Annotated in this window: 23 protein-coding genes and 2 pseudogenes; 14 read left to right on the top strand and 11 right to left on the bottom strand. The window is 43.5% G+C overall.

Annotated elements, in window-relative coordinates; translation table 11 throughout:
- Positions 1 to 9: 9 nt before the first annotated feature.
- Positions 10 to 372, bottom strand: coding sequence for a response regulator (locus AC0L6V_RS09590; RefSeq protein WP_265218999.1), 363 nt, complete (start codon positions 370 to 372; stop codon positions 10 to 12).
- Between the two features lie 25 nt (positions 373 to 397).
- A complete protein-coding gene (locus tag AC0L6V_RS09585; protein WP_265219001.1) occupies positions 398 to 1,519 on the bottom strand; it encodes a response regulator in 1,122 nt (373 codons plus the stop codon).
- A 312-nt stretch (positions 1,520 to 1,831) separates the two neighbouring features.
- Between AC0L6V_RS09585 and AC0L6V_RS09580 the strand changes: the two genes are divergently transcribed.
- From AC0L6V_RS09580 to trxC, 8 genes are all read left to right on the top strand, one after another.
- Positions 1,832 to 2,392 (top strand): helix-turn-helix domain-containing protein, encoded by a 561-nt coding sequence (locus AC0L6V_RS09580; RefSeq protein WP_265219411.1) that lies wholly within the window; start codon positions 1,832 to 1,834, stop codon positions 2,390 to 2,392.
- The gene (locus AC0L6V_RS09575; RefSeq protein ID WP_409419724.1) at positions 2,389 to 3,111 is read left to right on the top strand and encodes an AzlC family ABC transporter permease; all 723 of its coding nucleotides are present in this window, start codon (positions 2,389 to 2,391) and stop codon (positions 3,109 to 3,111) included. Before AC0L6V_RS09580 ends, AC0L6V_RS09575 begins: the two co-directional genes overlap by 4 nt.
- A 2-nt stretch (positions 3,112 to 3,113) precedes the next feature.
- Positions 3,114 to 3,449, top strand: a complete 336-nt coding sequence (locus tag AC0L6V_RS09570) for an AzlD domain-containing protein (RefSeq protein ID WP_265219002.1) — start codon at positions 3,114 to 3,116, stop codon at positions 3,447 to 3,449.
- Between the two features lie 127 nt (positions 3,450 to 3,576).
- Positions 3,577 to 3,846, top strand: coding sequence for a GFA family protein (locus AC0L6V_RS09565; protein WP_265219003.1), 270 nt, complete (start codon positions 3,577 to 3,579; stop codon positions 3,844 to 3,846).
- A complete protein-coding gene (locus AC0L6V_RS09560) occupies positions 3,843 to 3,980 on the top strand; it encodes a GFA family protein (RefSeq protein ID WP_473483068.1) in 138 nt (45 codons plus the stop codon). The genes AC0L6V_RS09565 and AC0L6V_RS09560 overlap by 4 nt, the downstream gene beginning before the upstream one ends.
- A gap of 220 nt (positions 3,981 to 4,200) precedes the next feature.
- Positions 4,201 to 4,386, top strand: coding sequence for a hypothetical protein (locus AC0L6V_RS09555; RefSeq protein WP_265219005.1), 186 nt, complete (start codon positions 4,201 to 4,203; stop codon positions 4,384 to 4,386).
- 327 nt (positions 4,387 to 4,713) lie between these two features.
- Entirely contained in the window at positions 4,714 to 5,403 is a 690-nt protein-coding gene (locus tag AC0L6V_RS09550) for a hypothetical protein (protein ID WP_265219006.1), read from the top strand.
- A gap of 145 nt (positions 5,404 to 5,548) precedes the next feature.
- Positions 5,549 to 5,995 (top strand): thioredoxin TrxC, encoded by a 447-nt coding sequence (gene trxC / locus AC0L6V_RS09545; protein ID WP_265219007.1) that lies wholly within the window; start codon positions 5,549 to 5,551, stop codon positions 5,993 to 5,995.
- A gap of 24 nt (positions 5,996 to 6,019) precedes the next feature.
- On the opposite strand, the gene AC0L6V_RS09540 is transcribed toward trxC, so the two are convergent.
- The 8 genes and pseudogenes from AC0L6V_RS09540 to rnt form a co-directional block, all read right to left on the bottom strand.
- A complete protein-coding gene (locus AC0L6V_RS09540; protein ID WP_265219008.1) occupies positions 6,020 to 6,277 on the bottom strand; it encodes a YfhL family 4Fe-4S dicluster ferredoxin in 258 nt (85 codons plus the stop codon).
- Between the two features lie 9 nt (positions 6,278 to 6,286).
- Positions 6,287 to 7,658: pseudogene (gene trhP, locus AC0L6V_RS09535) on the bottom strand (prephenate-dependent tRNA uridine(34) hydroxylase TrhP).
- Between the two features lie 170 nt (positions 7,659 to 7,828).
- Positions 7,829 to 9,988, bottom strand: a complete 2,160-nt coding sequence (locus AC0L6V_RS09530) for a TonB-dependent siderophore receptor (RefSeq protein ID WP_265219009.1) — start codon at positions 9,986 to 9,988, stop codon at positions 7,829 to 7,831.
- A gap of 208 nt (positions 9,989 to 10,196) precedes the next feature.
- Positions 10,197 to 10,457 (bottom strand): HP1242/YdcH family protein, encoded by a 261-nt coding sequence (locus AC0L6V_RS09525; protein WP_111606925.1) that lies wholly within the window; start codon positions 10,455 to 10,457, stop codon positions 10,197 to 10,199.
- A 301-nt stretch (positions 10,458 to 10,758) separates the two neighbouring features.
- Entirely contained in the window at positions 10,759 to 11,478 is a 720-nt protein-coding gene (locus AC0L6V_RS09520; protein ID WP_418138968.1) for a DUF748 domain-containing protein, read from the bottom strand.
- Entirely contained in the window at positions 11,462 to 14,128 is a 2,667-nt protein-coding gene (locus AC0L6V_RS09515; RefSeq protein ID WP_265219013.1) for an AsmA family protein, read from the bottom strand. Before AC0L6V_RS09515 ends, AC0L6V_RS09520 begins: the two co-directional genes overlap by 17 nt.
- Before the next feature lie 26 nt (positions 14,129 to 14,154).
- Entirely contained in the window at positions 14,155 to 14,541 is a 387-nt protein-coding gene (locus tag AC0L6V_RS09510; RefSeq protein WP_265219015.1) for a YbaN family protein, read from the bottom strand.
- 65 nt (positions 14,542 to 14,606) lie between these two features.
- Complete coding sequence (rnt, locus tag AC0L6V_RS09505) at positions 14,607 to 15,275, bottom strand: ribonuclease T (protein ID WP_265219016.1); 669 nt, start codon at positions 15,273 to 15,275, stop codon at positions 14,607 to 14,609.
- A gap of 95 nt (positions 15,276 to 15,370) precedes the next feature.
- On the opposite strand from rnt, the pseudogene AC0L6V_RS09500 reads away from it, so the two are divergent.
- The 6 genes and pseudogenes from AC0L6V_RS09500 to AC0L6V_RS09475 all read left to right on the top strand — a co-directional run.
- Positions 15,371 to 15,834, top strand: a pseudogene (locus AC0L6V_RS09500) (flagellar protein MotY); the annotation flags it as partial.
- Positions 15,823 to 16,257, top strand: coding sequence for an OmpA family protein (locus AC0L6V_RS09495; RefSeq protein WP_418139083.1), 435 nt, complete (start codon positions 15,823 to 15,825; stop codon positions 16,255 to 16,257). The pseudogene AC0L6V_RS09500 and the gene AC0L6V_RS09495, both read left to right, overlap by 12 nt.
- 187 nt (positions 16,258 to 16,444) lie before the next feature.
- The gene (locus tag AC0L6V_RS09490) at positions 16,445 to 17,677 is read left to right on the top strand and encodes an argininosuccinate synthase (protein WP_265219018.1); all 1,233 of its coding nucleotides are present in this window, start codon (positions 16,445 to 16,447) and stop codon (positions 17,675 to 17,677) included.
- A gap of 201 nt (positions 17,678 to 17,878) precedes the next feature.
- A complete protein-coding gene (locus AC0L6V_RS09485; protein ID WP_265219020.1) occupies positions 17,879 to 18,769 on the top strand; it encodes a ribokinase in 891 nt (296 codons plus the stop codon).
- A gap of 38 nt (positions 18,770 to 18,807) precedes the next feature.
- The gene (locus AC0L6V_RS09480; RefSeq protein WP_409419719.1) at positions 18,808 to 19,749 is read left to right on the top strand and encodes a nucleoside hydrolase; all 942 of its coding nucleotides are present in this window, start codon (positions 18,808 to 18,810) and stop codon (positions 19,747 to 19,749) included.
- A gap of 76 nt (positions 19,750 to 19,825) precedes the next feature.
- Positions 19,826 to 20,095, top strand: a complete 270-nt coding sequence (locus AC0L6V_RS09475; RefSeq protein ID WP_265219022.1) for an RNA recognition motif domain-containing protein — start codon at positions 19,826 to 19,828, stop codon at positions 20,093 to 20,095.
- Positions 20,096 to 20,117: 22 nt separating this feature from the next.
- On the opposite strand, the gene AC0L6V_RS09470 is transcribed toward AC0L6V_RS09475, so the two are convergent.
- Positions 20,118 to 20,444 carry a hypothetical protein gene (locus tag AC0L6V_RS09470; RefSeq protein ID WP_265219023.1) on the bottom strand — a complete coding sequence of 109 codons (327 nt, stop codon included), beginning with the start codon at positions 20,442 to 20,444 and terminating at the stop codon, positions 20,118 to 20,120.
- Positions 20,445 to 20,488: the final 44 nt, after the last annotated feature.

The following is a 20,488-nucleotide window of genomic DNA, read 5'->3' as shown; positions in this document are numbered from 1 at the left end:
AGTGATCCATCAAGTCAACTTTGAAATGGCTGATAAAAATACAGGTGGCTGAAATGGTTTTACTAACCATGCTTTAATACCTTGTGCTTTCCCTCTATCTTTTAGCTCTTGATCCGTTTCAGTTGTCAGCATTAAAATGGGAGTAAATTTATAAGTCTCTATTTTTCTGGCATTTTCAATGAAAGTTAGCCCATCCATTTCTGGCATATTGACGTCACTAATAATCAAATGTATTTTTTGGCCATCAAGTTTAGCCAATGCTTGTTTTCCATTTTCTGCTTCGATCACTGTGTAGCCGCTACTTTTCAATACCATGGACACTATTTGTCTGACAGACGCTGAATCATCAGCAACTAGAACAGTTTTAGACATAAAAAATCCTTAATAAACATTTATATTAAAAAAGCCTATCGACTGATTTTTTCAGTTTTGAGGTGATGAGCAACAGCTCAGCGTCATTTTTTAGGCTTTTTTCGTAAGATTCAAAAATCTTTTCTGAATACTTTCCGATAATCGCTAGTAATATTTTTTCTTGTTCTTCGGTTAGGCCATATGTAAAAAACTCGCTTTGAATTTCATCATGCATCTCATCCATAATTGCTACATTTTTCTGCTTTTGTATGGATTGACTTTCACTAAGCTTTTGAATGTGTTCATTACTTTCAAGGATAAGTTCTTTAATGTCTCCAGCAAGAATTAAAGATTGAAGGCGGCTATTAGCGGCTTCTAGTATGAGAGCAAGGTGATCTCTTAGTCGTCCACATTTATCGGGATTTTCTTCTGGCATATTTTTTATAAATTGAGAAATGTCGCCAAAATTTAAAATAAGTCGTTTACCTCTCTGGGTAATTTTTCCAATATTTTGTAAGGCTGTTAGCAGTTCGATTTCTAATGGGGATGTAGAACCATTGGATGAAGAGTGTATTTTTTTCCAAGGTGTACGTAATTCAACTGTATTGGTTAGGCCAAAACTGGAAACAGAACTACTAACCAAAGTCACTAGCTCCTCAACTGAAGGGCAAATTAAACACTGGCGCATAAAATGTATTACAGTAGCTTGCTCCCCTGCATCCATGATGGCAGACATAGCCGTTTCCATTGCGTATTTTGATTGCATTTCAAAATTTTCTTTTTGATCAAATCGAGCGACTGCAAGTTTTATTTTTTCGATTAATTCAAGTGGTTGAAAAGGTTTAGTCAAATAGCCGCTGGCACCTGCATCATAGCCCTGTAGCTTTTCTGCGATTGAACTGTGACCACTTAAAAAGATAATCTCTGTATTATTGGCTTGATCGAGTTTCTTAATTTCTTTACAAGTGGTATAGCCATCCATTTCAGGCATGGAAGCATCCATAAGAACCACTTTTGGAATATTCTCAGAATGGATGAAGTGATTTATAGCTTGAGATCCTGATTTTGCTTTAATAATAGCGAAATTACTTTCTAGTATTGCACTTGTTAGCGAAAGATCAGAAGGTGAATCGTCAACAATCATTATAGTTGATAAGCTATTACTCATATTTTATCTTCTTAAAAATCACTCAATAAAAATTAATTACAGTAAATGTACTTGTAGATAATAAAATAAGAAATATGAAAACTGTTTGGAAATGGTTACTAAAGGTTTCTCGTTCGTTTTTTATTGTAATTCTTGATTTTTATGGTTTTTATTGAGAAGGAGCGCGTAATTTAGGGTCAGATGAGTCTGCCAAAGTGTGGTTCGTTGAGCCTGTCACCCTCCCAAAATCGCCTGCATTTTCTATAACTTCATTGACTTTTATTTGTTCTTTATATAGAACGTTCTTTATATAGAACAAATTTGAGAGATATGATGAATAGACCGATTCTCGGCTCGTTGGGCCGAAATATACAAAAGTTGCGTATGGCAAAGAGCTTGTCTTTGTCTCAGTTGGCGCAGGATGCGGGGCTGGCTAAGTCGAACTTATCTCGCATTGAGCAGGGTGACGGTAATCCGACTTTAGAAACGATTTGGCGGTTGGCGGTGCAGTTGGATGTCCCGTTTGGGGATTTGGTTGCCAGTGTGGAATCACCGTTGGGAGAAAACGGTGTGCAGGTTAGGCTGATTGACCAAGGCAACGACAACCCGAGGGTGGATGTGTATTGGATGTCTTGTGCGCCCAATACCATTAAGCAATCTGAGCCGCATATTGCTGGCACGACAGAAGCCATCACCTTAATCAGTGGGAAATTGCTGGCGGGTGAAAATGATAACTTGCGCTATTTAGACATTGGTAAAACGCATACGTTTGCCGCCGATGTGCCGCATCGTTATCAAACAGACGATTCATGGGCGACCTTAATGATGGTCATTACCTATGCTAAACAGGCTGATGTTAAACAGGACGACACTAAACAGGATCTTTTATCATGAATACAACAACTCAAACTCTTGCCGGAACACCTTGGAAACAAGGGGTAAAAGATGCGATTCCGCTGCTTGGCGGTTACATTCCGGTGGCTATTTCTTTTGGTCTGATTTCCATTCAATCGGGCTTTAGTGTGTTAGAGACGATTCTTATCTCTGCCTTTATTTACGCTGGCGCATCACAGTTTTTGTTTGTTGCTATGGCAGCATCTGGCGCTCCGCTTTGGCTGGTGGTCATCATGACTTTGTTGATCAATGCAAGGCATGTTGTTTATGGTCCAAATCTGTCTCCCTTTTTAAATCAAGACAAGAAGTGGTTGCCATTAATGCATGGTTTGACAGATCAAATTTTTGCGCTGGCTCATGCCCGTCTGCCTCAGCTTCCAGATCAGGCGCGCATAGGTTGGTACGCAGGCGCAGCGGTGTTGGCTTGGCTAAGTTGGGTTTTAGGTACTGCATTGGGGGCGATTGCAGGGGGAGAATTGACGCAACGCTGGCCATTAATCAATGATGTTTTGCCGTTTGCATTGCCCGCTTTGTTTTTCGTTTTAATTGTGCCTCGTTGCAATAATCGCTTGTGGTCACTCACGATTGCGATGTCTGCTGTGACCGCTGTTATTCTGAAGGTGCTAGGTTACCCGAATCTCGCTATTCCATTAGCGGCTATGAGCGGTGCAGTGCTGTTTTACGCACTTAAAAACCAACGTATTTTGGGAGGGCAGTAAGCATGGGTATGTCTATGTGGCTGGCGCTGGTCAGCATTGCTATTGGCACGTATTTAATTCGTCTTTTACCGTACATTTGGATGAAGCGAAGCTTGGCGAAAAGACAAACAGAGGATGGCATCGGATCCATGCCGACGTGGTTAACCATTTTAGGCCCAACGATGATTGCTGCCATGTTTGGTACTTCTTTAGTGCCGGCTCACCCTGACATTTTGGCTTGGTTAGCGACAGGCGTTGGAGTACTGGTTACCTATGGCGTGTGGACGCGTACTCACTCTATGGGCTTGCCTATTTTATGTGGCGTCGTGGCATTTGGTGTGATGACCTTGGTGTTTTAGTTCTTCGGTCAATGAGTGAAAGTCATACTAAGTTCTGCATAATACCTCTGAAATTAGCTTTAATTTTTATTGGTATGGAAATAGAGTTGCTTATCAAAGTTAGCCTAATACGAAGAAGGATTATAAAATGATTACGTTTAGAGGTGGTTGCCTGTGTCAGGCGGTTCGATATGAGACAACAGCGGAGCCGTTGAATCAGAGAGTGTGTCATTGTCATGAATGTCAAAAAGCTATCGGTGCGGCTTTTAATGCACGCGTGTTAATGCGTATTGATGATGTGTCTATCACTGGGCCGATAAATACCTATTATTCTTCTGAGACACTTGAACGGGGGCTTGTTCACATTGTGGTTCAAGTGTGTTTTCTCGACGTTCTTCCGCTGGTGTTATTGGCTTGACGGTGGGCAGTCTGGATGATTCATCACTGTTTACACCTGACATGCATTTTTGGGTGTCTTCTAAGCAGCCGTGGTTAGCGTTGGCCGATGGTCTTCCACAGTATCAGGAAGCTCCGCCATCTAAAGGGTATTAATTTTTTAAATAGACATGCGAACTTACGGTCAGATAAAGAATAGAATGCTTTTATCTGACCTGATAAGTTGTGACATGATGGCTACCCAATTATCTAATAGTTGAACAAAACTCAGCATTTTCGTGAAAAAGCATCGTTTGTTTGGTGGCTTTCCTCTGATTAAAATGGCTCAAGTAATAGAATTATATCTATTTATGCCCTGTTATTCGGAGTGATTATTATGAGCGCAGTCGACAGCAAACCTTTATCTTCTAACGTATTAGACACGCTAAAAGTCACCGGTGTAAACGGTTTGTTCGATAAACTGACGAGCCTTTTTAAACGCCGTGAAAAAGTGGTTAAAGCACCAGTCGATATGGAAGTAGATAACTTGGATTGGTATCGTACTTTTCCTATCAAAAAGTAATTTTCTTGTTGGCGATAACCAGTAGGATAAAGACAGTGTTCTCTGGTTTAGCCCTTTGTTGTTAATTATTCTTTCGTTTTTTAAAGCCCCTGCGCAGCGGCATTAAGCTTGCCACTTAGTCTCTTATCTTGCTCATGTGTTTTTGTGTGGCATTTCTTTTTTCTGTGAAATCCCTTTCTAAAACATTTCTTTCTATGGATAGCATGTTGCTTCCACTCAGGGTACATTGGTAACTCGGTCTGTTTTTTTTATAAGATCATCATGGGCTATTTATAAAGCCTTTTAGCGTTATTTTCTGCAATGTTGGCGTTCATATAGGAGTGCTCGATGCAAGCTAAGTTTACCGTTCAAATCGATTCCTTTAAGAAGATTAGTAAGATTTCAAATGCGTGGTCTGGTGAGGATTATAAAGCGCTTCTGACGCTGATGGATTTTGATGACGATGTTGATGCGATGGACGCGGCCGAGCGGCGCGAAATGTGCTTGATGTCGCTAAGTGATCTAAAGCCGGAAGACGCTGCTGTGGTGGTGTTGACGCACTTATTTCCTAAGTTGTCTCGTGGCAAGGTTGAGCAAATGAGTCGTGATATGTTGAATGAATCCTCATGGGAAGAATACCCCGATTGCCTGTATCATGAGCGTTTTTTTAATGCTTATGGACTCTTGCGTGAAGCCTTTAATGGTAAATTCGCCAAGCCAACGGGGGCTGAAATGACGCTGGCCGTCAGCGCAGCGCATGCAGAAGATATGGCTATTTTTGATATCTCTATGCATTCGGCTATTGTGCGATTATTGGCGAGTGGGCAAGGTGATGACGCGCTCATTAATCGTTTATATGAAGACCAAATCAAAGGTAAGCACTTTCCTGAGTCGAAAGGCATTGTGTGGCAGTTAAAACAGATAGCCGATAATGGCGTGGCTCGTCAATTTAGCTTGGTGAGTTCGTCTTTTTGGTTGGAAAACTTTGAGCAAATGGACGCCTTTGAAGCGGTGTCTCATGCGGATGCAGAAGAGTAGCACCACGATGTGAGTGGAGTGGTGTGTACTATCAAAAGCGGATCAAGTGATTCGCTTTTTTCGTTTTCGAGGTTGGCAAACATGAAGTATTTCGATTTAATTCCGACCTGTTTATGAATGCAAGCACTTAATTACGAGGCTCAAAATGACCAATTCACCGATACAAATAGTTTGTCAAAGTTGTACGACAAAGAACCGTGTACCGAAAGACAAGCTGGGCAATAAGCCTCTTTGTGGCAAGTGTAAGAACCCCGTTCTTTCTACCAGTCCTGTCAAAGGCAGTGACCAAAATTTTAGACGTTATATTACAGACAATGATTTACCCGTAGTTGTCGATTTTTGGGCGTCTTGGTGTGGGCCGTGTCAGCAATTTGCGCCTGTTTTTGAACAGGTAGCCGGTGAGATGTCGACAAAAGCGTGTTTTGTGAAGCTGGATACCGAGCAGAACCAAACGACGGCAGGCGGCTTTAATATTCGCTCCATCCCGACTCTGATGATCTTTCATCATGGCAAAGAAGTGGCACGTCTATCCGGCGCTTTACCGAAAGCACAATTCCAGCAATGGTTAGCTCAAAACTTGCCAGCAATCTAAGATGCGTTTGATATTGGCAGGGCGTTAAATGCTGGTGTCAAAGTACATCTCTACAAACTTTTCGTATAACGCTTCTTCTGTTTCACGTCTGTCTGGATCGGGTTTTACACAGTCGATCGGGCAGACAGCAACGCAGGTAGGTTGGTCGTAGTGACCAACACACTCGGTGCATTTATCGGGATTGATGACGTATATTTTTGGCCCCATGCTGATAGCGTCATTGGGGCACTCGGGTTCGCACATATCGCAGTTTATACAACGGTTGTTGATGAGTAGTGCCATGACGGTCTCTTACGCGCTTGCTTTACTATGTGGCTGACGTGTGGTTTGGCCTTGGGATAAGTTGCGCAGCAAAATCCCCATGTTGGCGTCGATACCAGATGGACAAGGTAGGTTCACTATGTGGCCGCTGCCTTTGGCAACGTCGATAGGACGACCTTGTTTGTCGTTTAGCTCGTTCAATGCAAAGGTGACGTTGCCCTTTGGTGTCATCAGCTCTAATGAATCGCCAAGACTAAAGCGGTTTTTCACTTCAATGGTGAGGGCATTGTCGTTGCTGGCGATCACTTCACCAACAAACTGCTGTTGTTCGCTGATGGAATTGCCAGTTTCGTAGTTTTGCAAGTCTACGTGACGATGGCGCTGTAAAAAGCCGTCTGTGTAACCACGGTTAGCAAGGTTTTCTAAGCTGTTCATCAGTGAGGTGTCGAAAGGACGACCCGCTACAGCATCGTCAATGGCTCTGCGGTAGATTTGTGCGGTTCTGGCACAGTAGTAGAAGGATTTTGTGCGGCCTTCTACTTTCAATGAATGCACGCCCATTTTGACCAATCGCTCTACGTGCTGAATGGCGCGCAGGTCTTTTGAGTTCATGATGTAGGTGCCGTGCTCGTCTTCAAAGGCTGGCATGTATTCGTCTGGGCGGCCATGCTCTTGTAGCAAAAACAGTTGGTCGGTGGGTTCCTGAATTTGCACCGCCGACGTTTGCGTTGACAAAGGGGCAGCGCTGCTGGCAATGATTTGGCCTACGTCGTCTTGCTTGGCTTCATGGGCGTTGTATTGCCAGCGACAGGCGTTGGTGCAGGCACCTTGGTTCGGATCACGTTTGTTCATGTAACCAGACAGTAAGCAACGACCAGAGTAGGCCATGCAGAGTGCACCATGTACAAACACTTCCAGTTCCATGTCTGGCACTTTTAGACGAATTTCTTCGATCTCATCCAATGACAGTTCTCGCGACAAAATTACGCGGGAAATGCCTTGCTGTTGCCAAAATTTCACGGTCGCCCAGTTCACCGCGTTGGCTTGTACTGAAAGGTGAATTTGCTGATCGGGGAAGGCTTCGCGAACCATCATAATGAGTCCTCGGATCGGACATAATGAGGGCGTCTGGTTTGAGGTCAATCACTGGCGCCAAGTCTTGCAAGTAGGTTTTCAGTTTTGCGTTGTGTGGTGCGATATTGCTGACCACATAGAGCTTTTTGCCTAGCTCGTGTGCTTCATTAATACCAATGCCAAGTTTTTCCAAATCAAACTCGTTATTGCGTACTCTTAATGAGTAGCGTGGCTGTCCTGCGTACACGGCATCGGCACCGTAGGCGAAGGCGTAATGTAGATTTTTTAATGAACCTGCGGGGGACAATAATTCTGGACGCTGTAACATGGTATTCACCGATCTATCAAAACGGGCGGAGTTTACCTGCGTGTTGATTGAACTCAAGCGTTGAAGGTGGGATTAGTGATCTAAATAAGGTCCGTTTGATCTAGGTCAAAAGTTGAGTAAGTGAAAGGGGAGAGATAAAGACATCTGCCCCCCTTTATAGATTGATTACGTTAGAAGTCGTAGGCAGCAGTGACGTAAACGCGACGGCGTTCGCCAACAAATGAGCCTATGGTTTCTGTAAAGCCGCTGACGGCGTATTCTTTATCGAACAAGTTTTTGATGTTTAGCTGGAACTTCCAATCTTCATAGCGTGTTTGCCAAGACAAGTCGTAAACCGTATAAGGCTTGACGGTTTGTCCCTGACGATTGATTTGATCGCTAACATAGTCTGCTCCTAACGCTATGGAGGAGTCTATGCTTGGGAAGTCGTAGCGTGTCCAAGCACCAAATTGATTGTAGGGCGTATTGGCAAAGCGGTCGCCACTGGCATATTGAATGCCATCGGTGGCTTCTTTAACGACAGTATCATTATAGGCATAACTCACGTTGGCGACCCAGCGAGGAGTGATGTCTGCCATGATGTCCAGCTCTACGCCTTGACTGCGAACTTTGCCAAATGAAACCAATAAGTTGCTGTCATTTGGGGCTTCTTGCAATATGTTTTCACGAATGATGTGGTATGCGGCGAGGTTGATATTGAGCTTGTTGTTAAACCAATAGCTACGTACACCCACTTCGACTTGTCGGCTTTCTTCTGGGTCAAACAAACTACCATCGGCTGATTTCTGTTGGTCTGCCGCGTCTTGTGGTACAAATCCAGTGGAAAAAGAAGTGTAAGGTTTCCAGTTGTCATTGATTTTATAGGTCGCACCAATGCGGCTGGAATAACCTGTGTCGTGGTAGTCTAGTTTGCCAGCGCTGGAAGTATGATCTTGATATTCTTCTTCGAAACGATCAACCCGTATGCCAGTCAATAAATCTAAACGTTCGGTTAACTTCCATTGATCTTGAGCATAAAGTCCTAGGCGATCGGTTATGGTGGTTTCATCCGTTTTTAAATGCATAGTATAGCTATTAACATTATCTTGGCCGTAGATAGGATCAGTTAGGCTAAGGTTAGAGACGCCATCGGCTTTGTTTGCATAACTATAGAGAAAACTATTTTTTTGATGGAAATAGTCGCTGCCCACAAGCACTGTATGATCACCTAATTCGGCAATTAAATTGCCAGCCAGCGTAATGCCTTTACGAGTGCGGACTTGGTCACGGTACTGACGCTGAGTGGTATCCACTGTGCCGTCTTTGTCGCTGTCTATTAGCTTGCTAATTTCATGGTATTTCTGAGTCTCTGTATTTTCAAAATAACGCACAGACACATTGCTGTCTAGCCATGAGTTGATACTGTGATCCAAGCGCGCTTGAAAAACTTGCGCGTCTAGTTCTTGGTAATCGCTTTTTTCGTTATTGTTCCATGAGGTATCAGCCAAGAAATTACCGTCGTCATCGGTGGGAATACCGCGTAAGCGCGCACCAGAAATGTATTGGTGAATGTCGGTATACTGAACCGTCAATGTATTATTACTGTCGATGTCCCAAGCGTAACCTAGATCAATAATCTGGTTTTCTTCTTCCACATTGTTGCGGTAAGAGTCTTGGCCGTCGGAATAAATACCAACACGGTAACGTTGCGATGCGTCTTCGTTGGCAGGACCAGAAGACTCAATGCTACCGCTTAGGAAGTCTTTATTCCCCGCGCTGACTTTTAGCGTGTTTTTCTGTTCATACGCCGGTTTTTTCGTCACATAGTTAATGACGCCACCCGGTTCGCCTGCGCCATAGACTGCGCCAGATGGGCCTTTGAGGACTTGTATTTGTTCTATGGTAAACAACTGAGGAATGGAAAAGTCGCCAAAAGGATCGCCTTTTAAACCGTCATAGAGTACTTCGTCTTGGCTAAAACCTCGTAATGTCACTGTGGACACGTTGTTTTGCGACATACCGGAAATAGAACGATACAAGTCGGTGATTTGTCTTGCTGCTTGATCTTCAATGAGTGCTTCGGTTACCACCTGAACTGATTGCGGTGTTTCATCTATGGGGGTTGAGGTGCGAGTGGCTAGGGCGGCTTCATCTTCTTTGTAATGGGATAGAGCGCGGCCTTGTACTTGAAGTGTTTGCAGTTCGATGTCGGATCCTTCCTTAATTTTTGTATCCCAGTCATTGAGATAATCATCATAGGTAATGCTGCTTGAAGTTTCTGCGAAAAGCACACTGGAGAACACAAGTACTCCACAAGCCTGCATCATCATTAAGGAGGTTCTTAACGTCATAATTTAAACCAGATAGAAGATGAAAAGGATGTGTATAGTAATTGTTATGATAGTCATTATCAAATGTGAATGGGCTTACATTACTTACGATAGGTCTATTTAGGTGTGGTTATGGAGTGGATGTGGTTATGTGTTGGATGCGCTTAGGAGTGCTTGCTAAATAAAGCCACCACAGACTCAGATTTAGTCTTGTAGTGGCTTTTGGAAATTAGGCTTTTTCTGCCGCCAGTCTGGAGGCTTTGATGTAGCCTTGCAGCGTATCTTTTAATTGCAGGCGTTGTTTTTTGAGTTTTTCTTCTTCCAGGGTGGTTGAAGGGATAATTTCTTGTTCCATTTTTTCCACTTCTTTTGTTAAGTGGTGGTATTCGTCATAGAGTTTTTTAAAGTGTGCATCGTCCATTTTAAGCTGGTGGATGTCGTCTTTGAATTCAGGAAATTCGTTCACTAAACTATGGTCTTCAATTGGCATAATTGCCTCCTATATTGATTCTATCTTGATTAAGATTAACCTAGTTGTGCTGATTTTCTCTTGATGCTAGTCAGGCTTTGTTCACTCTATAAAAATTTAACCTGCTATTTTTGCATCCGTTTCGGCATCTGTTTTTTTCATGCCTCATCTACTGTTATGGCCTGTTTATTTTGTTTTTCAATGGTGGGTGTAAAGTCTAGGGAAGGTTGCACTTTTGCCTGAGATTCTTTGCCTTTTTTTGACATAAAAAAAGCCGCGGGCTATCGCGGCTTTGCTGTGTGGAATGCTAGTAAGTTGAACTTTAAAAGTTCAACTCCACCCTTGGTTTGCTGCTCTTGGAAAGGTCAATTTCAGGTGAACAAAGAAAAATTCGTGATGAAGCGATACCTTCATTAACCAAATAGTCTTTTAAGTGATCGGCGCGCTTTTGCGCCAGCACTCTGGCCTTTTCTTTGCTCTCATCATCGATCGACACAGGGGGGCTGGGAAGACCCAAGTCAAGATAACTGGCGATGCCACATGCTTTAAGCTGACTGTCTTTTTTGTCTTTCATCAATGCGCTAAGCTGCTGCAAGAAAACGGCTTGAGACTCATTTAAGTTACTGTCTTCGGCAGTAAATATCAGCGGTTCTACACGAATTCTCAGGAGCTGGTCTCCTGCAAATTGAGCAATGCTGATGACGTTTGCGTAGGGCACGAAGGTTTGCATTAAATAAGTGCTCGATGCGCTAAACAGTGCTTTTCGAACGGGCAAGAGCAAGAAGTCTTGCCAACCAAATGCAGGGTTTTCGATATCACCAGAAAGTGGAATATCCAAGCCAATATTATTGTCACTGTCTTTTAGGACGCTAACAGCAATATTAAGCGGTACGGCACCCGCCTTGATAACAGTGCTGCTGTCTTGGCGGCCACCCAAATCAAATTCCCTTAATAAAACATGCGATGTTCCATCCAGTATACCATTTTTAGATTTGAGCTTTAGATCTAGGTCTAACTGTCCTGAGTCAATTTGATAACCCAAAATAGTGGCAAGATAAGAGGAATAAGGTGGCAGTTCGGCTTCCTTTATAACGAGCCTCGCTGTCCATGGTTAGTTTGTCGGCAAGCGGCCAAATGGTTACGTCACCTTGTAAGGTGGCATATTTGCCGTTGCGAGCTTTCAAGGCCAGAACAGTGGCTTGATCTTTCTTTTGCGTATTGAGGTTTCGTAAAGACAATGTTTCGATTTCTAATGTGCGCTGTAAGGCTGGCGAAATACTGTTATCTTGCACATAAATACTGGATGAACCTGTCGTGTCATAAGCGTCTAAAATCACATAGTAGGGCGCTTTGAAGGCTGGATTTTGTTCTGCTTGTTGTGTGTTTTTAATGACATTTTTAGCGTCTTCTTCCCTAGGAGACGTTCGGTTTTTTATTGACGTTTGCGGCGCTTTCTGTTGTTCAGTGTCGACAAATACAAGGTTTTTAATACGTTTTTGCGCATCTAATATCAGGTTTACCTTGGCGGAGTCGACAGTGACCTGCTTGATTTTGGCACCGTCTTGAGTTGCGTTTACCTGTTCGATTTTGATGTTGCCAATTTTGCTTAATGCCGGTTGTGCTTGATTGGTATTAGGTTCGGAAATTGGTTCTGAGACGGTTAGGTTGGCAATGTTTAATTGCGCTAGGGAAGCGTCAAAATCTTTGTCTTGTTGGGTAAAAGTCAGACCCGTGATGTCCGCGTTGCGCCAAGAGGCGAGGCGTTTAGTATCACTAAGCAGACTATCTACTGACTCGCTTGTAATATTGATATTGCTGCCTTTTATAGCAGGTGGTTGTTGATTAACTTGCTCTATATTTAATTCGTCTGCAGTCAGGTTGGCAGACCCTAATGAAAATTGTTTTTCATCACTTTGTTTAGCTTTTAAGCCTTTAATACCTATTACTAATTGGTTGTTTTGCACGGCAAGCGTGTCGCCGTTTTTTTGTAGCGAAAGCGTGTTTGTTAAATTAAAAGTGTCGTAGTCTGCTGTGTTACCTGCTTGTTGTACGGATAAGCCATTGCTTTGGATATCCCCAAGTAGTGAGGCAGTCAGTGTGTCAGTGTGATCCATTGTAAAAGCGATGTCGTTTAGTGCAATGTGTAGCTGTTTGTTTTGCACCGCAAGACTTTCTGAGGAAAGGGAAAACTCGCTCATGTCTAATATAGAAGAGGCAAGTTTGGCGCTAAGTCCAGATTGTTCTTCCTGTTTTACATCAAAGGGCGCTCTTAATGCTAAGTCGTCGAATTGTACCTTTTGCTCGGTTTGAGCAAACATAGATTTTCCTAGCTGTAAATCAAGGTCGCCAGTCGCGGTTAATCCCATTTTATTCCGTGCTATATCCAATGGTGTTTTAAGTACTAGGCTGTCAAATTGTGCATTTTTTTCGGACTGAGCAAAGAAAGATTTGTCTAATTGCAAATCAAGGTCACCAGTCGCAGTCAGCCCAAATTCATCATTTTGCTTTATGTCGAATGGCATTTTCAGCACAAGTGTATCAAGTTGTGCTTTTTGTTCTGCTTGAGTAATTAGAGACTGCTCTAGCTGCAAATCAAGGTTGCCGTTTGCCGTTAAGCCCTGTTTATCTCGCATAATAGTGAAAGGCGTATTTAGGGTTAATTCTTCAAATAGTGCAACGAGATCTGTTTGCTCAAAGTGTGTCTGCGTAGATTGTAAACTAAGCGTTCCTGCCGCTGTCAGCTGATCCGCTGAGGTAACATGAATATTGGCTTCTGAAAGTGCGAGCGATGTTGATTTTGATGTGACTTTGTCTTGCTCACCTAAAGGTAAATCTAGACCTTCAACTTGAGTGTTTAGCATGAGGCTTTTGATATCAAAAACAGGAGCGCCATCAACTTGTGTTTGAGCAAACTGAAAACCTCCTGTTAAGTCTACTTGTCCCTTGCTTTCATGATAGGGGGAGGGAAGAAAATGGCGAATACTCTGAATGGGTAAATGTATCTTGGTAATTTGGAGGTCGGCATTAGCTTTTTCTGGAGAATAGTCAAATTGGCTATTTAAGGACAATGTGGCGTTGTTTATTTGAGCGGCCAAAGAAACATTGCCTTGCCAAGACAATCCCTGGCCTGATAAGTCGTTTACTGCAAAGTTGTTTAGGCTGATGGTGTCTATTTTTGCCGGTAGGCTGGGGTCCGGCTGACGAGATAGGTTTACTTGGCTGTTGGTAAATGAAAAATAGGGCAGCGTTATCGCCCACGGCGCTGTTGTTTCAGGCTCAGGCTCGGATTCTTGTTGATCTTCAGGGGCAATGAATTGGGCCGTGTTAATCCCAGCGATGATCCAGTCTTTTCCTTGTTGGACAACTTTTAGATGCAAGTCTTCAATGCTGGCTTCTGATAGATGCACGGTTTTGGTAAAAAGAGGCCATATTTCTACTTTGACAATGGCGCGTTTGAGTGTGAGCGTATCTTGCGTTTTATCTTGAACCACAATGTCTTTTACATCGATTTTAGGCGGGAAAAAATCGACGTCCAGCTTGCCAATCGATAGTGCTTGTCCTTGTTTCTGAATGTAAGACGTTAAATAGTGTTCTGCAATAAAAGGCGTTGCCAACCATAAACTGGTAATAAGTGCGGTTAGGGCAGCAAATGGATAGAAGATAAAATGTCGAAAGTGTCGGCGTGTCATCATAAAGCTTGTCAAAATACCTGTAAAAATTAGCGAGTTTTGTCGTTGTCTTCTGAACGAATTGGCATGCGCAGTAAGTAAGTCATGACACATAAGCCGATTATAAGTAGTCCAAGGGTCGCCCAGAAACGCGATACAACAATCATAGATATGGCCATACCGATCCACATGAAAATAATGGCGCGATTTCGTGCGCGTCGTGGAATGCCGTCAGAAGACTGCCAATCATTCACAATAGGACCAAAAAATTTGTGATTGAGCAACCATGCATGAAATCGCTTGGATGATTTAGAAAAGCACCATGCCGCCAGCAATACGAATGGAGTCGTGGGGAGTAAGGGTAAAAAAATACCAATAATGCCAGATATGAGAGAGAACCATCCCAATAGCAGATACAGAATTCGCTTTCCTTGCATAGATAGGCCCATCTTAGTGAGAAGAAAAACGGGCTTTCACAATATCGCCCGTTTTTATTATGGCGCTATTTTCCTGAATGGAAAATAGCTTCCATGCTCTCTTCTTCTGCATTTTCGACAAGTGGCCAGCCACCAAGACGTTTTAAACGATTGACCATTTCACAGAAAAGCTCTGCGGTTTTTTCGGTATCGTATTTTGCTGAATGGGCTTCTGAGTTGCTAAACGGAATAGATGCTGCTTCACAAGCTTTTGCTAATACGGTTTGTCCAAATACCAAACCCGCTAAACTGGCCGTGTCAAAGCTAGAAAAAGGGTGGAATGGATTGCGCTTAATATCAGCACGTTCAATCGCCGCATTTAAAAAACCGTGATCAAACGCTGCATTATGGCCAACTAATATTGCTCTTTTACAACCCACGGATTTCAGCTCTTTGCGAACTTTGGCAAACATTAGGTTGATGGCTTCGCTTTCTGGCATGTCTTGACGACCAGGAGCAAAGGGATCAATGCCAGTAAAGTCGAGTGCGGCTTTTTCAAGGTTAGCACCTTCAAATGGCTTGATTAAAAACTCTAAGGTTTCATGGATATACATGTCGCCATTTTCATCCATTCGTAGAATGCTGGCGGCCATTTCTAATAAAGCATCGGTTTTTTGATTAAAGCCTGCGGTTTCTACGTCGATAACAACAGGTAGGAAGCCGCGGAATCTATCTTTGATTTCATGGTTTGACAAAAGAAGGTCCTTAATTCTGCCGCTTGATCAACAGTAACGGTATACAATAGGATCGGATCATAACACATTTGATAATGCTTGAACGAGATGTCTAAATGGGAATTCCCCAACAACTTCTAATTCGCACCACATTTTTGCTCACTATGGCCATGCCATTTGCGCAGGCTAATGCCATTATTCATTACCAATCCGGTATTTCGGACTCTGAGTGGCTTCTTTCCGGCGATATATTTTCGTGCAGTTTAACGCATCCGGTGCCGAATTATGGGGAAGGTCACTTTATTAAAGAAGCGGGTGAACCAATGAAATTTATTTTGCAGCCGCAAAATGAAAAATTAGTACCGGCCAAGTGTACATTATTTCTCAAGCACCAGATTGGTCTCCTGGAGTGAAGCCCGAGACCCTAGATATTTTGTCTTACCCAGGCTACGGTTTGACCGTAGAAGTAGGGGGGATGGTTGCTGAAAGAATGTTGACGAGCCTAGATCGTGGGCGTCACCCTGTGGTGGCGGGAACGGCGTGGGAAAATAGCCGTGAGACTATCGAAGTGGGGTTGTCGAACATTAATTTTGCGCCAGCTTACACCGAATTTAGGCGCTGTTTAGCCAGTTTGTTGCCGGTAAATTACGATCAAATTGCGAGAACGGCGGCGTTATTTCCGACCAATGGGGTGAACCTGACAGATCGGATTAAGGCGCGTTTGGATCTAGTCGCCTTGTATGTTTCTTCAGACCCTAGTGTGGAATATATTTATATTGATGGTCATACTGATTCGATTGGTTCGCGTCGAGATAACCGCGAGCTATCAAAAGAGCGTGCTGAAAGAGTGACGTCTTATCTTTTGGAGAAAGGGGTGCCTGCTGAAAAAATTATTTCCCGTTATCATGGTGATCGATATCCAGCGATGACAAACAATACTGCTTCAGGTCGAGAGCGTAACCGACGCGTAACGATTCGTTTAGAAAAAATAGATGCGAATTGATTTTCTAACTTTTTACGTGTTTTGAAACCGCGTTAAAGCCCTTCTTTACTGATTTATCTGAGCAAAGAAGGGCTTTTTGCTTGCTAAGCAAGAATCGAGATCTTACACTTACAGCCCCTTTTTTAAATTATTAGCGCCGCCATGTACTGGTGTGGGAGCGCGAGGCTCGTTGAGGAGAATAGAGATAATGTCTGACGTGAAGAAGGTAGTGCTTGCCTATTCTGGCGGCCTGGATACTTCCGTAATCGCGAAGTGGCTTCAAGAAGAGTATAACTGTGAAGTGGTTACCTTTACCGCTGATTTGGGTCAGGGTGAGGAAGTTGAACCAGCTCGTGCTAAAGCTCAAGCGTTGGGTATTAAGGAAATCTACATTGAAGATTTGCGTGAAGAATTTGTTCGCGACTTCGTTTTCCCTATGTTCCGTGCTAATACGATTTACGAAGGTGAATACCTGTTAGGTACATCTATTGCGCGTCCTTTGATCGCAAAACGCTTGATCGAAATCGCCAATGAAACTGGCGCTGATGCGATTGCTCATGGCGCGACTGGTAAAGGTAACGACCAAGTGCGTTTTGAACTAGGTGCTTACGCTCTGAAACCTGGCGTAAAAGTGATTGCACCTTGGCGTGAATGGGATCTAACGTCCCGTGAAACCCTAATGGCGTACTGTGAAAAACACAATATCCCAGTGGATTTCTCAACGAAGAAGAAGAAATCTCCTTATTCTATGGACGCTAACCTACTGCACATTTCTTTTGAAGGTGATCAGTTGGAAGATCCATGGACAGAGCCAGAAGACGATATGTGGCGCTGGTCTGTTTCTCCTGAAGAGGCGCCTAATGAAGCGACTTACATTGAGATTGGCTATGAAAAAGGCGACCCAGTGTCTATCAATGGTGAGGCTATGTCTCCAGCGACTATTTTGGCGACATTGAACAAAATTGGCGGTGCAAACGGTATTGGTCGTGTTGACATCGTAGAAAACCGTTTCGTAGGCATGAAAGCGCGTGGTTGCTATGAAACACCTGGTGGCACCATCATGATGAAGGCACACCGTGCGATTGAGTCTATTACGTTAGACCGTGAAGCAATGCACCTAAAAGATGAGATGATGCCGCGTTATGCGAAGTTGATTTACAATGGCTTCTGGTGGTCGGAAGAGCGCCGTATGATTCAAGCTTTGATCGATACGTCACAAAAATACGTGAGCGGTACTGTGCGTCTTAAACTGTACAAAGGCAACGTAAGTGTGGTTGGTCGTCAATCAGCAAACAGCTTGTTTGACAGCAAAATTGCGACATTTGAAGATGATGCAGGTGCATACGATCAAAAAGACGCAGCGGGCTTTATTAAGCTAAACGCACTACGTATGCGTATTGCCGCTCAAAAAGGCCGTGGTTTTCTAGATTCTGATAAGTAATCGTTTGTTACGTTAAAAGTAGCGATTTAGAAAAATAAGCTTTCAAAAAACGCTCCATTCTTGCAGAATTGGAGCGTTTTTTATTTTTGTACACTTGGTCAGTATTCGCTGGTGAATTGACATAGCATGTCGCTTTGCAGAATGAACAGTAGAATGAAATGTGCCGATACGTAAAGCACGCTGATCTGAAGGAAGAGAATTATGACAATTTATAACTTTGGTTCGATTAACCTCGACCACCTTTATCAGCTAGATCATTTTGTTCGCCCTGGCGAAACCATGGCGTCCAATAGCTACCAATGTTTATTGGGTGGCAAAGGAGCAAACCAATCTGTTGCGCTTGCTAAAGCGGGTGCTGATGTAAAGCACGTGGGTGCGATTCATCACAGTGATCAAAGTATTATCGACCAGTTAGAGTCGCTGGGCGTCAATACGGATCTTATTCGTCGTATTGATGTGCCAACAGGGCACGCGATTATTCAGCTGACCAAAGAAGCGGAAAACTCCATCATTTTGTATCAAGGTGCGAATCATGCTTTAACTCAAGAGCAAGTTGATCAAGTCTTGTCGAGTGCTAATGAAGGCGATTGGGTGTTACTACAAAACGAAACCAACCTAATTGAATACATCATGCGTAAAGCGCAAGAAAACAAACTGAACGTGGCATTTAACCCCGCACCGATGGACGTGGAATTGACCAAAAAGGTTCTGGAATTCGTGGACTTGTTGATCGTCAACGAAGTGGAAGCGATGGACTTAATTGGTACGAAAGACATCGATAGCACGATTGAGGCTTTCCCGAAAGCTTACCCTGACTTAGCGGTGTTAATGACGTTAGGCAAAGCGGGCGTTTGTTATTTCAGTGATAATAAAACTTTATCGGTAGAGGCGTTTTCTGTTGACGCGGTAGATACCACAGCGGCGGGTGATACCTTCATTGGTTTTTGTTTATCATCGTTAATGAAGGGTGACGAAATCAAGCAAGCCATGACGCGTGCTTGCGCTGCTTCTGCTATTTGTGTCACGCGTTTAGGTGCAGCATCTGCCATACCTACACAAGAAGAAGTAACGGCTTTTCTTGCTAAACACTAGTAAGCCAAAACGCTTAGAGAATAAAGAGGACGTGAAATATGGCTCGTAAAATTATTATTGATACGGATCCGGGCATCGATGATGCGATGGCGATTTTCTTTGCCTTCCAAGCACCGCAATTGGAAGTGCTCGGTTTAACAACGACCTATGGAAACGTGTCTGTAGATTTGGCAACGCAAAATGCCATTACTTTGACAGAAATCGCTAAGGTCGATGTGCCTGTCGCAAGAGGGGTTGCGGTGCCAAGTGTTATTGCACCACGCCCACACCCTGACTTTGTTCATGGTAAAGACGGCTTCGGTAACATCAATTGGTCGGCCCCAAAAGGCAAAGCCATCGACAAAGATGCAGCGCAATTTATTGTGGATACGGTTCGCCAATACCCTGGTGAAGTGACGATTATCGCACTTGGTCCATTGGGCAACCTAGCGAAAGCCCTTGAGCTTGACCCAGAAGTAGCCAGCCTAGTAGACGAAGTGGTTTTGATGGGGGGAACGGCGATTGAGTACGGTAACGTATCACCCGTGGCAGAAGCCAACATCATGAACGACCCTCACGCAGCGGATAAAGTGTTCACTGCGCCTTGGCAAGTCACCATGATTGGTTTGGATGTAACCCATCAGGTGCTGTTGGATAACACTGTTTTAGATCGTATTAGACAAGCGAACCCAACCGAAGGTGGTTTCTTGTATGACTGTGCCCAGCATTACATTAATTTTTACAGTGATCGTTTTGACATCGGAGGCTGCTATTTCCACGATGCCTCTACCATCGCTTACGTTATTGACCCTAGTATCTTCGGTGTTGAGCTTGGTGCCGTGCGCGTTGCTTGCGAAGGCATAGGCATTGGTCAAACGATTTTTGCGCCACAAGGCATGAGCTTTCCTGAGCCGCATTGGAACGATGTGCCTATGACACAAGTCTGTATGGAAGTGGATAGCGAGAAATTGCTCAAACTGTTTGAGACAACCTTGTCTTAACGGGTTAGAATGGCGCAATCTAACGCAAAGGCATGGCAGTATTGTCCATGCCTTTTTTATTTATGAAGAGAAAAATATGAAACTATTAGTCAGAAACCTTGCCCGCAACACCACAGAAGAAGAATTGAGAAGCTTGTTTGCCGTTCACGGTACGTTGCAGTCTTGTACTATTGTGATGGACAAAGAGACAGGTGAATCGAAAGGCTTTGCCTTCGTTGAAATGCCAAAAGTGGGTGAGGCAAAAGTCGCCATCAAAACGCTCAATGGCATGGACGTAGATGGCTCTAAAATTCGTGTGAAGAAAGCGGAAGACACGGTGAAAAAAGACGACAGCGACGCAGAATAAGCTCGATGAGCTTGCCTGTTACCTAAGAATGGGCGTCGGCAAACTCTTTGATAAACTGTCTGTCCTTATCAGAAATGGTGTGGTAAGACAGTTTTATGTAGTGCTTATTATGCTCGTTAAAGACATCCAGTTGTGGGTCGCACAATATTTTGATTGTGGCTGTTTTTCCTTCATGAATCGCTTTTAGCTCTAGCTTTACCATTTTTGATCCTTGTAAACCTTCTGGCGCTTCCACTTCTATCATTTGAGTTGATATGTGTGTGCAATGGATCGGCATAATTTTACCGTTGGTTAAAAACAGTGTCCCTGTCCAAAAACAACGAACATAAGGGGAATGTGAAATAGACATTGCTTTACCTTTTGTAAAATGAAGACTCAGGCCAAAAATGACGC

The sequence above is a fragment of the Marinomonas sp. G8-14 genome (assembly GCF_055808935.1).
Note: the sequence above shows the minus strand (reverse complement) of the source record. Positions and strands in the feature narration are given on the sequence as shown.

Excerpts from the sequence above, each read along its gene's own strand:
- AC0L6V_RS09510 (WP_265219015.1), bottom strand. The coding sequence starts at position 14,541 with ATGCAAGGAAAGCGAATTCTGTATCTGCTATTGGGATGGTTCTCTCTC.
- AC0L6V_RS09590 (WP_265218999.1), bottom strand. The coding sequence starts at position 372 with ATGTCTAAAACTGTTCTAGTTGCTGATGATTCAGCGTCTGTCAGACAA.
- AC0L6V_RS09550 (WP_265219006.1), top strand. The coding sequence starts at position 4,714 with ATGCAAGCTAAGTTTACCGTTCAAATCGATTCCTTTAAGAAGATTAGT.
- AC0L6V_RS09585 (WP_265219001.1), bottom strand. The coding sequence starts at position 1,519 with ATGAGTAATAGCTTATCAACTATAATGATTGTTGACGATTCACCTTCT.
- AC0L6V_RS09555 (WP_265219005.1), top strand. The coding sequence starts at position 4,201 with ATGAGCGCAGTCGACAGCAAACCTTTATCTTCTAACGTATTAGACACG.
- AC0L6V_RS09565 (WP_265219003.1), top strand. The coding sequence starts at position 3,577 with ATGATTACGTTTAGAGGTGGTTGCCTGTGTCAGGCGGTTCGATATGAG.
- AC0L6V_RS09540 (WP_265219008.1), bottom strand. The coding sequence starts at position 6,277 with ATGGCACTACTCATCAACAACCGTTGTATAAACTGCGATATGTGCGAA.
- AC0L6V_RS09575 (WP_409419724.1), top strand. The coding sequence starts at position 2,389 with ATGAATACAACAACTCAAACTCTTGCCGGAACACCTTGGAAACAAGGG.
- AC0L6V_RS09485 (WP_265219020.1), top strand. The coding sequence starts at position 17,879 with ATGACAATTTATAACTTTGGTTCGATTAACCTCGACCACCTTTATCAG.
- AC0L6V_RS09515 (WP_265219013.1), bottom strand. The coding sequence starts at position 14,128 with ATGATGACACGCCGACACTTTCGACATTTTATCTTCTATCCATTTGCT.
- AC0L6V_RS09580 (WP_265219411.1), top strand. The coding sequence starts at position 1,832 with ATGAATAGACCGATTCTCGGCTCGTTGGGCCGAAATATACAAAAGTTG.
- AC0L6V_RS09490 (WP_265219018.1), top strand. The coding sequence starts at position 16,445 with ATGTCTGACGTGAAGAAGGTAGTGCTTGCCTATTCTGGCGGCCTGGAT.
- trxC (WP_265219007.1), top strand. The coding sequence starts at position 5,549 with ATGACCAATTCACCGATACAAATAGTTTGTCAAAGTTGTACGACAAAG.
- AC0L6V_RS09525 (WP_111606925.1), bottom strand. The coding sequence starts at position 10,457 with ATGCCAATTGAAGACCATAGTTTAGTGAACGAATTTCCTGAATTCAAA.
- AC0L6V_RS09570 (WP_265219002.1), top strand. The coding sequence starts at position 3,114 with ATGGGTATGTCTATGTGGCTGGCGCTGGTCAGCATTGCTATTGGCACG.
- AC0L6V_RS09470 (WP_265219023.1), bottom strand. The coding sequence starts at position 20,444 with ATGTCTATTTCACATTCCCCTTATGTTCGTTGTTTTTGGACAGGGACA.
- AC0L6V_RS09475 (WP_265219022.1), top strand. The coding sequence starts at position 19,826 with ATGAAACTATTAGTCAGAAACCTTGCCCGCAACACCACAGAAGAAGAA.
- AC0L6V_RS09480 (WP_409419719.1), top strand. The coding sequence starts at position 18,808 with ATGGCTCGTAAAATTATTATTGATACGGATCCGGGCATCGATGATGCG.
- AC0L6V_RS09530 (WP_265219009.1), bottom strand. The coding sequence starts at position 9,988 with ATGACGTTAAGAACCTCCTTAATGATGATGCAGGCTTGTGGAGTACTT.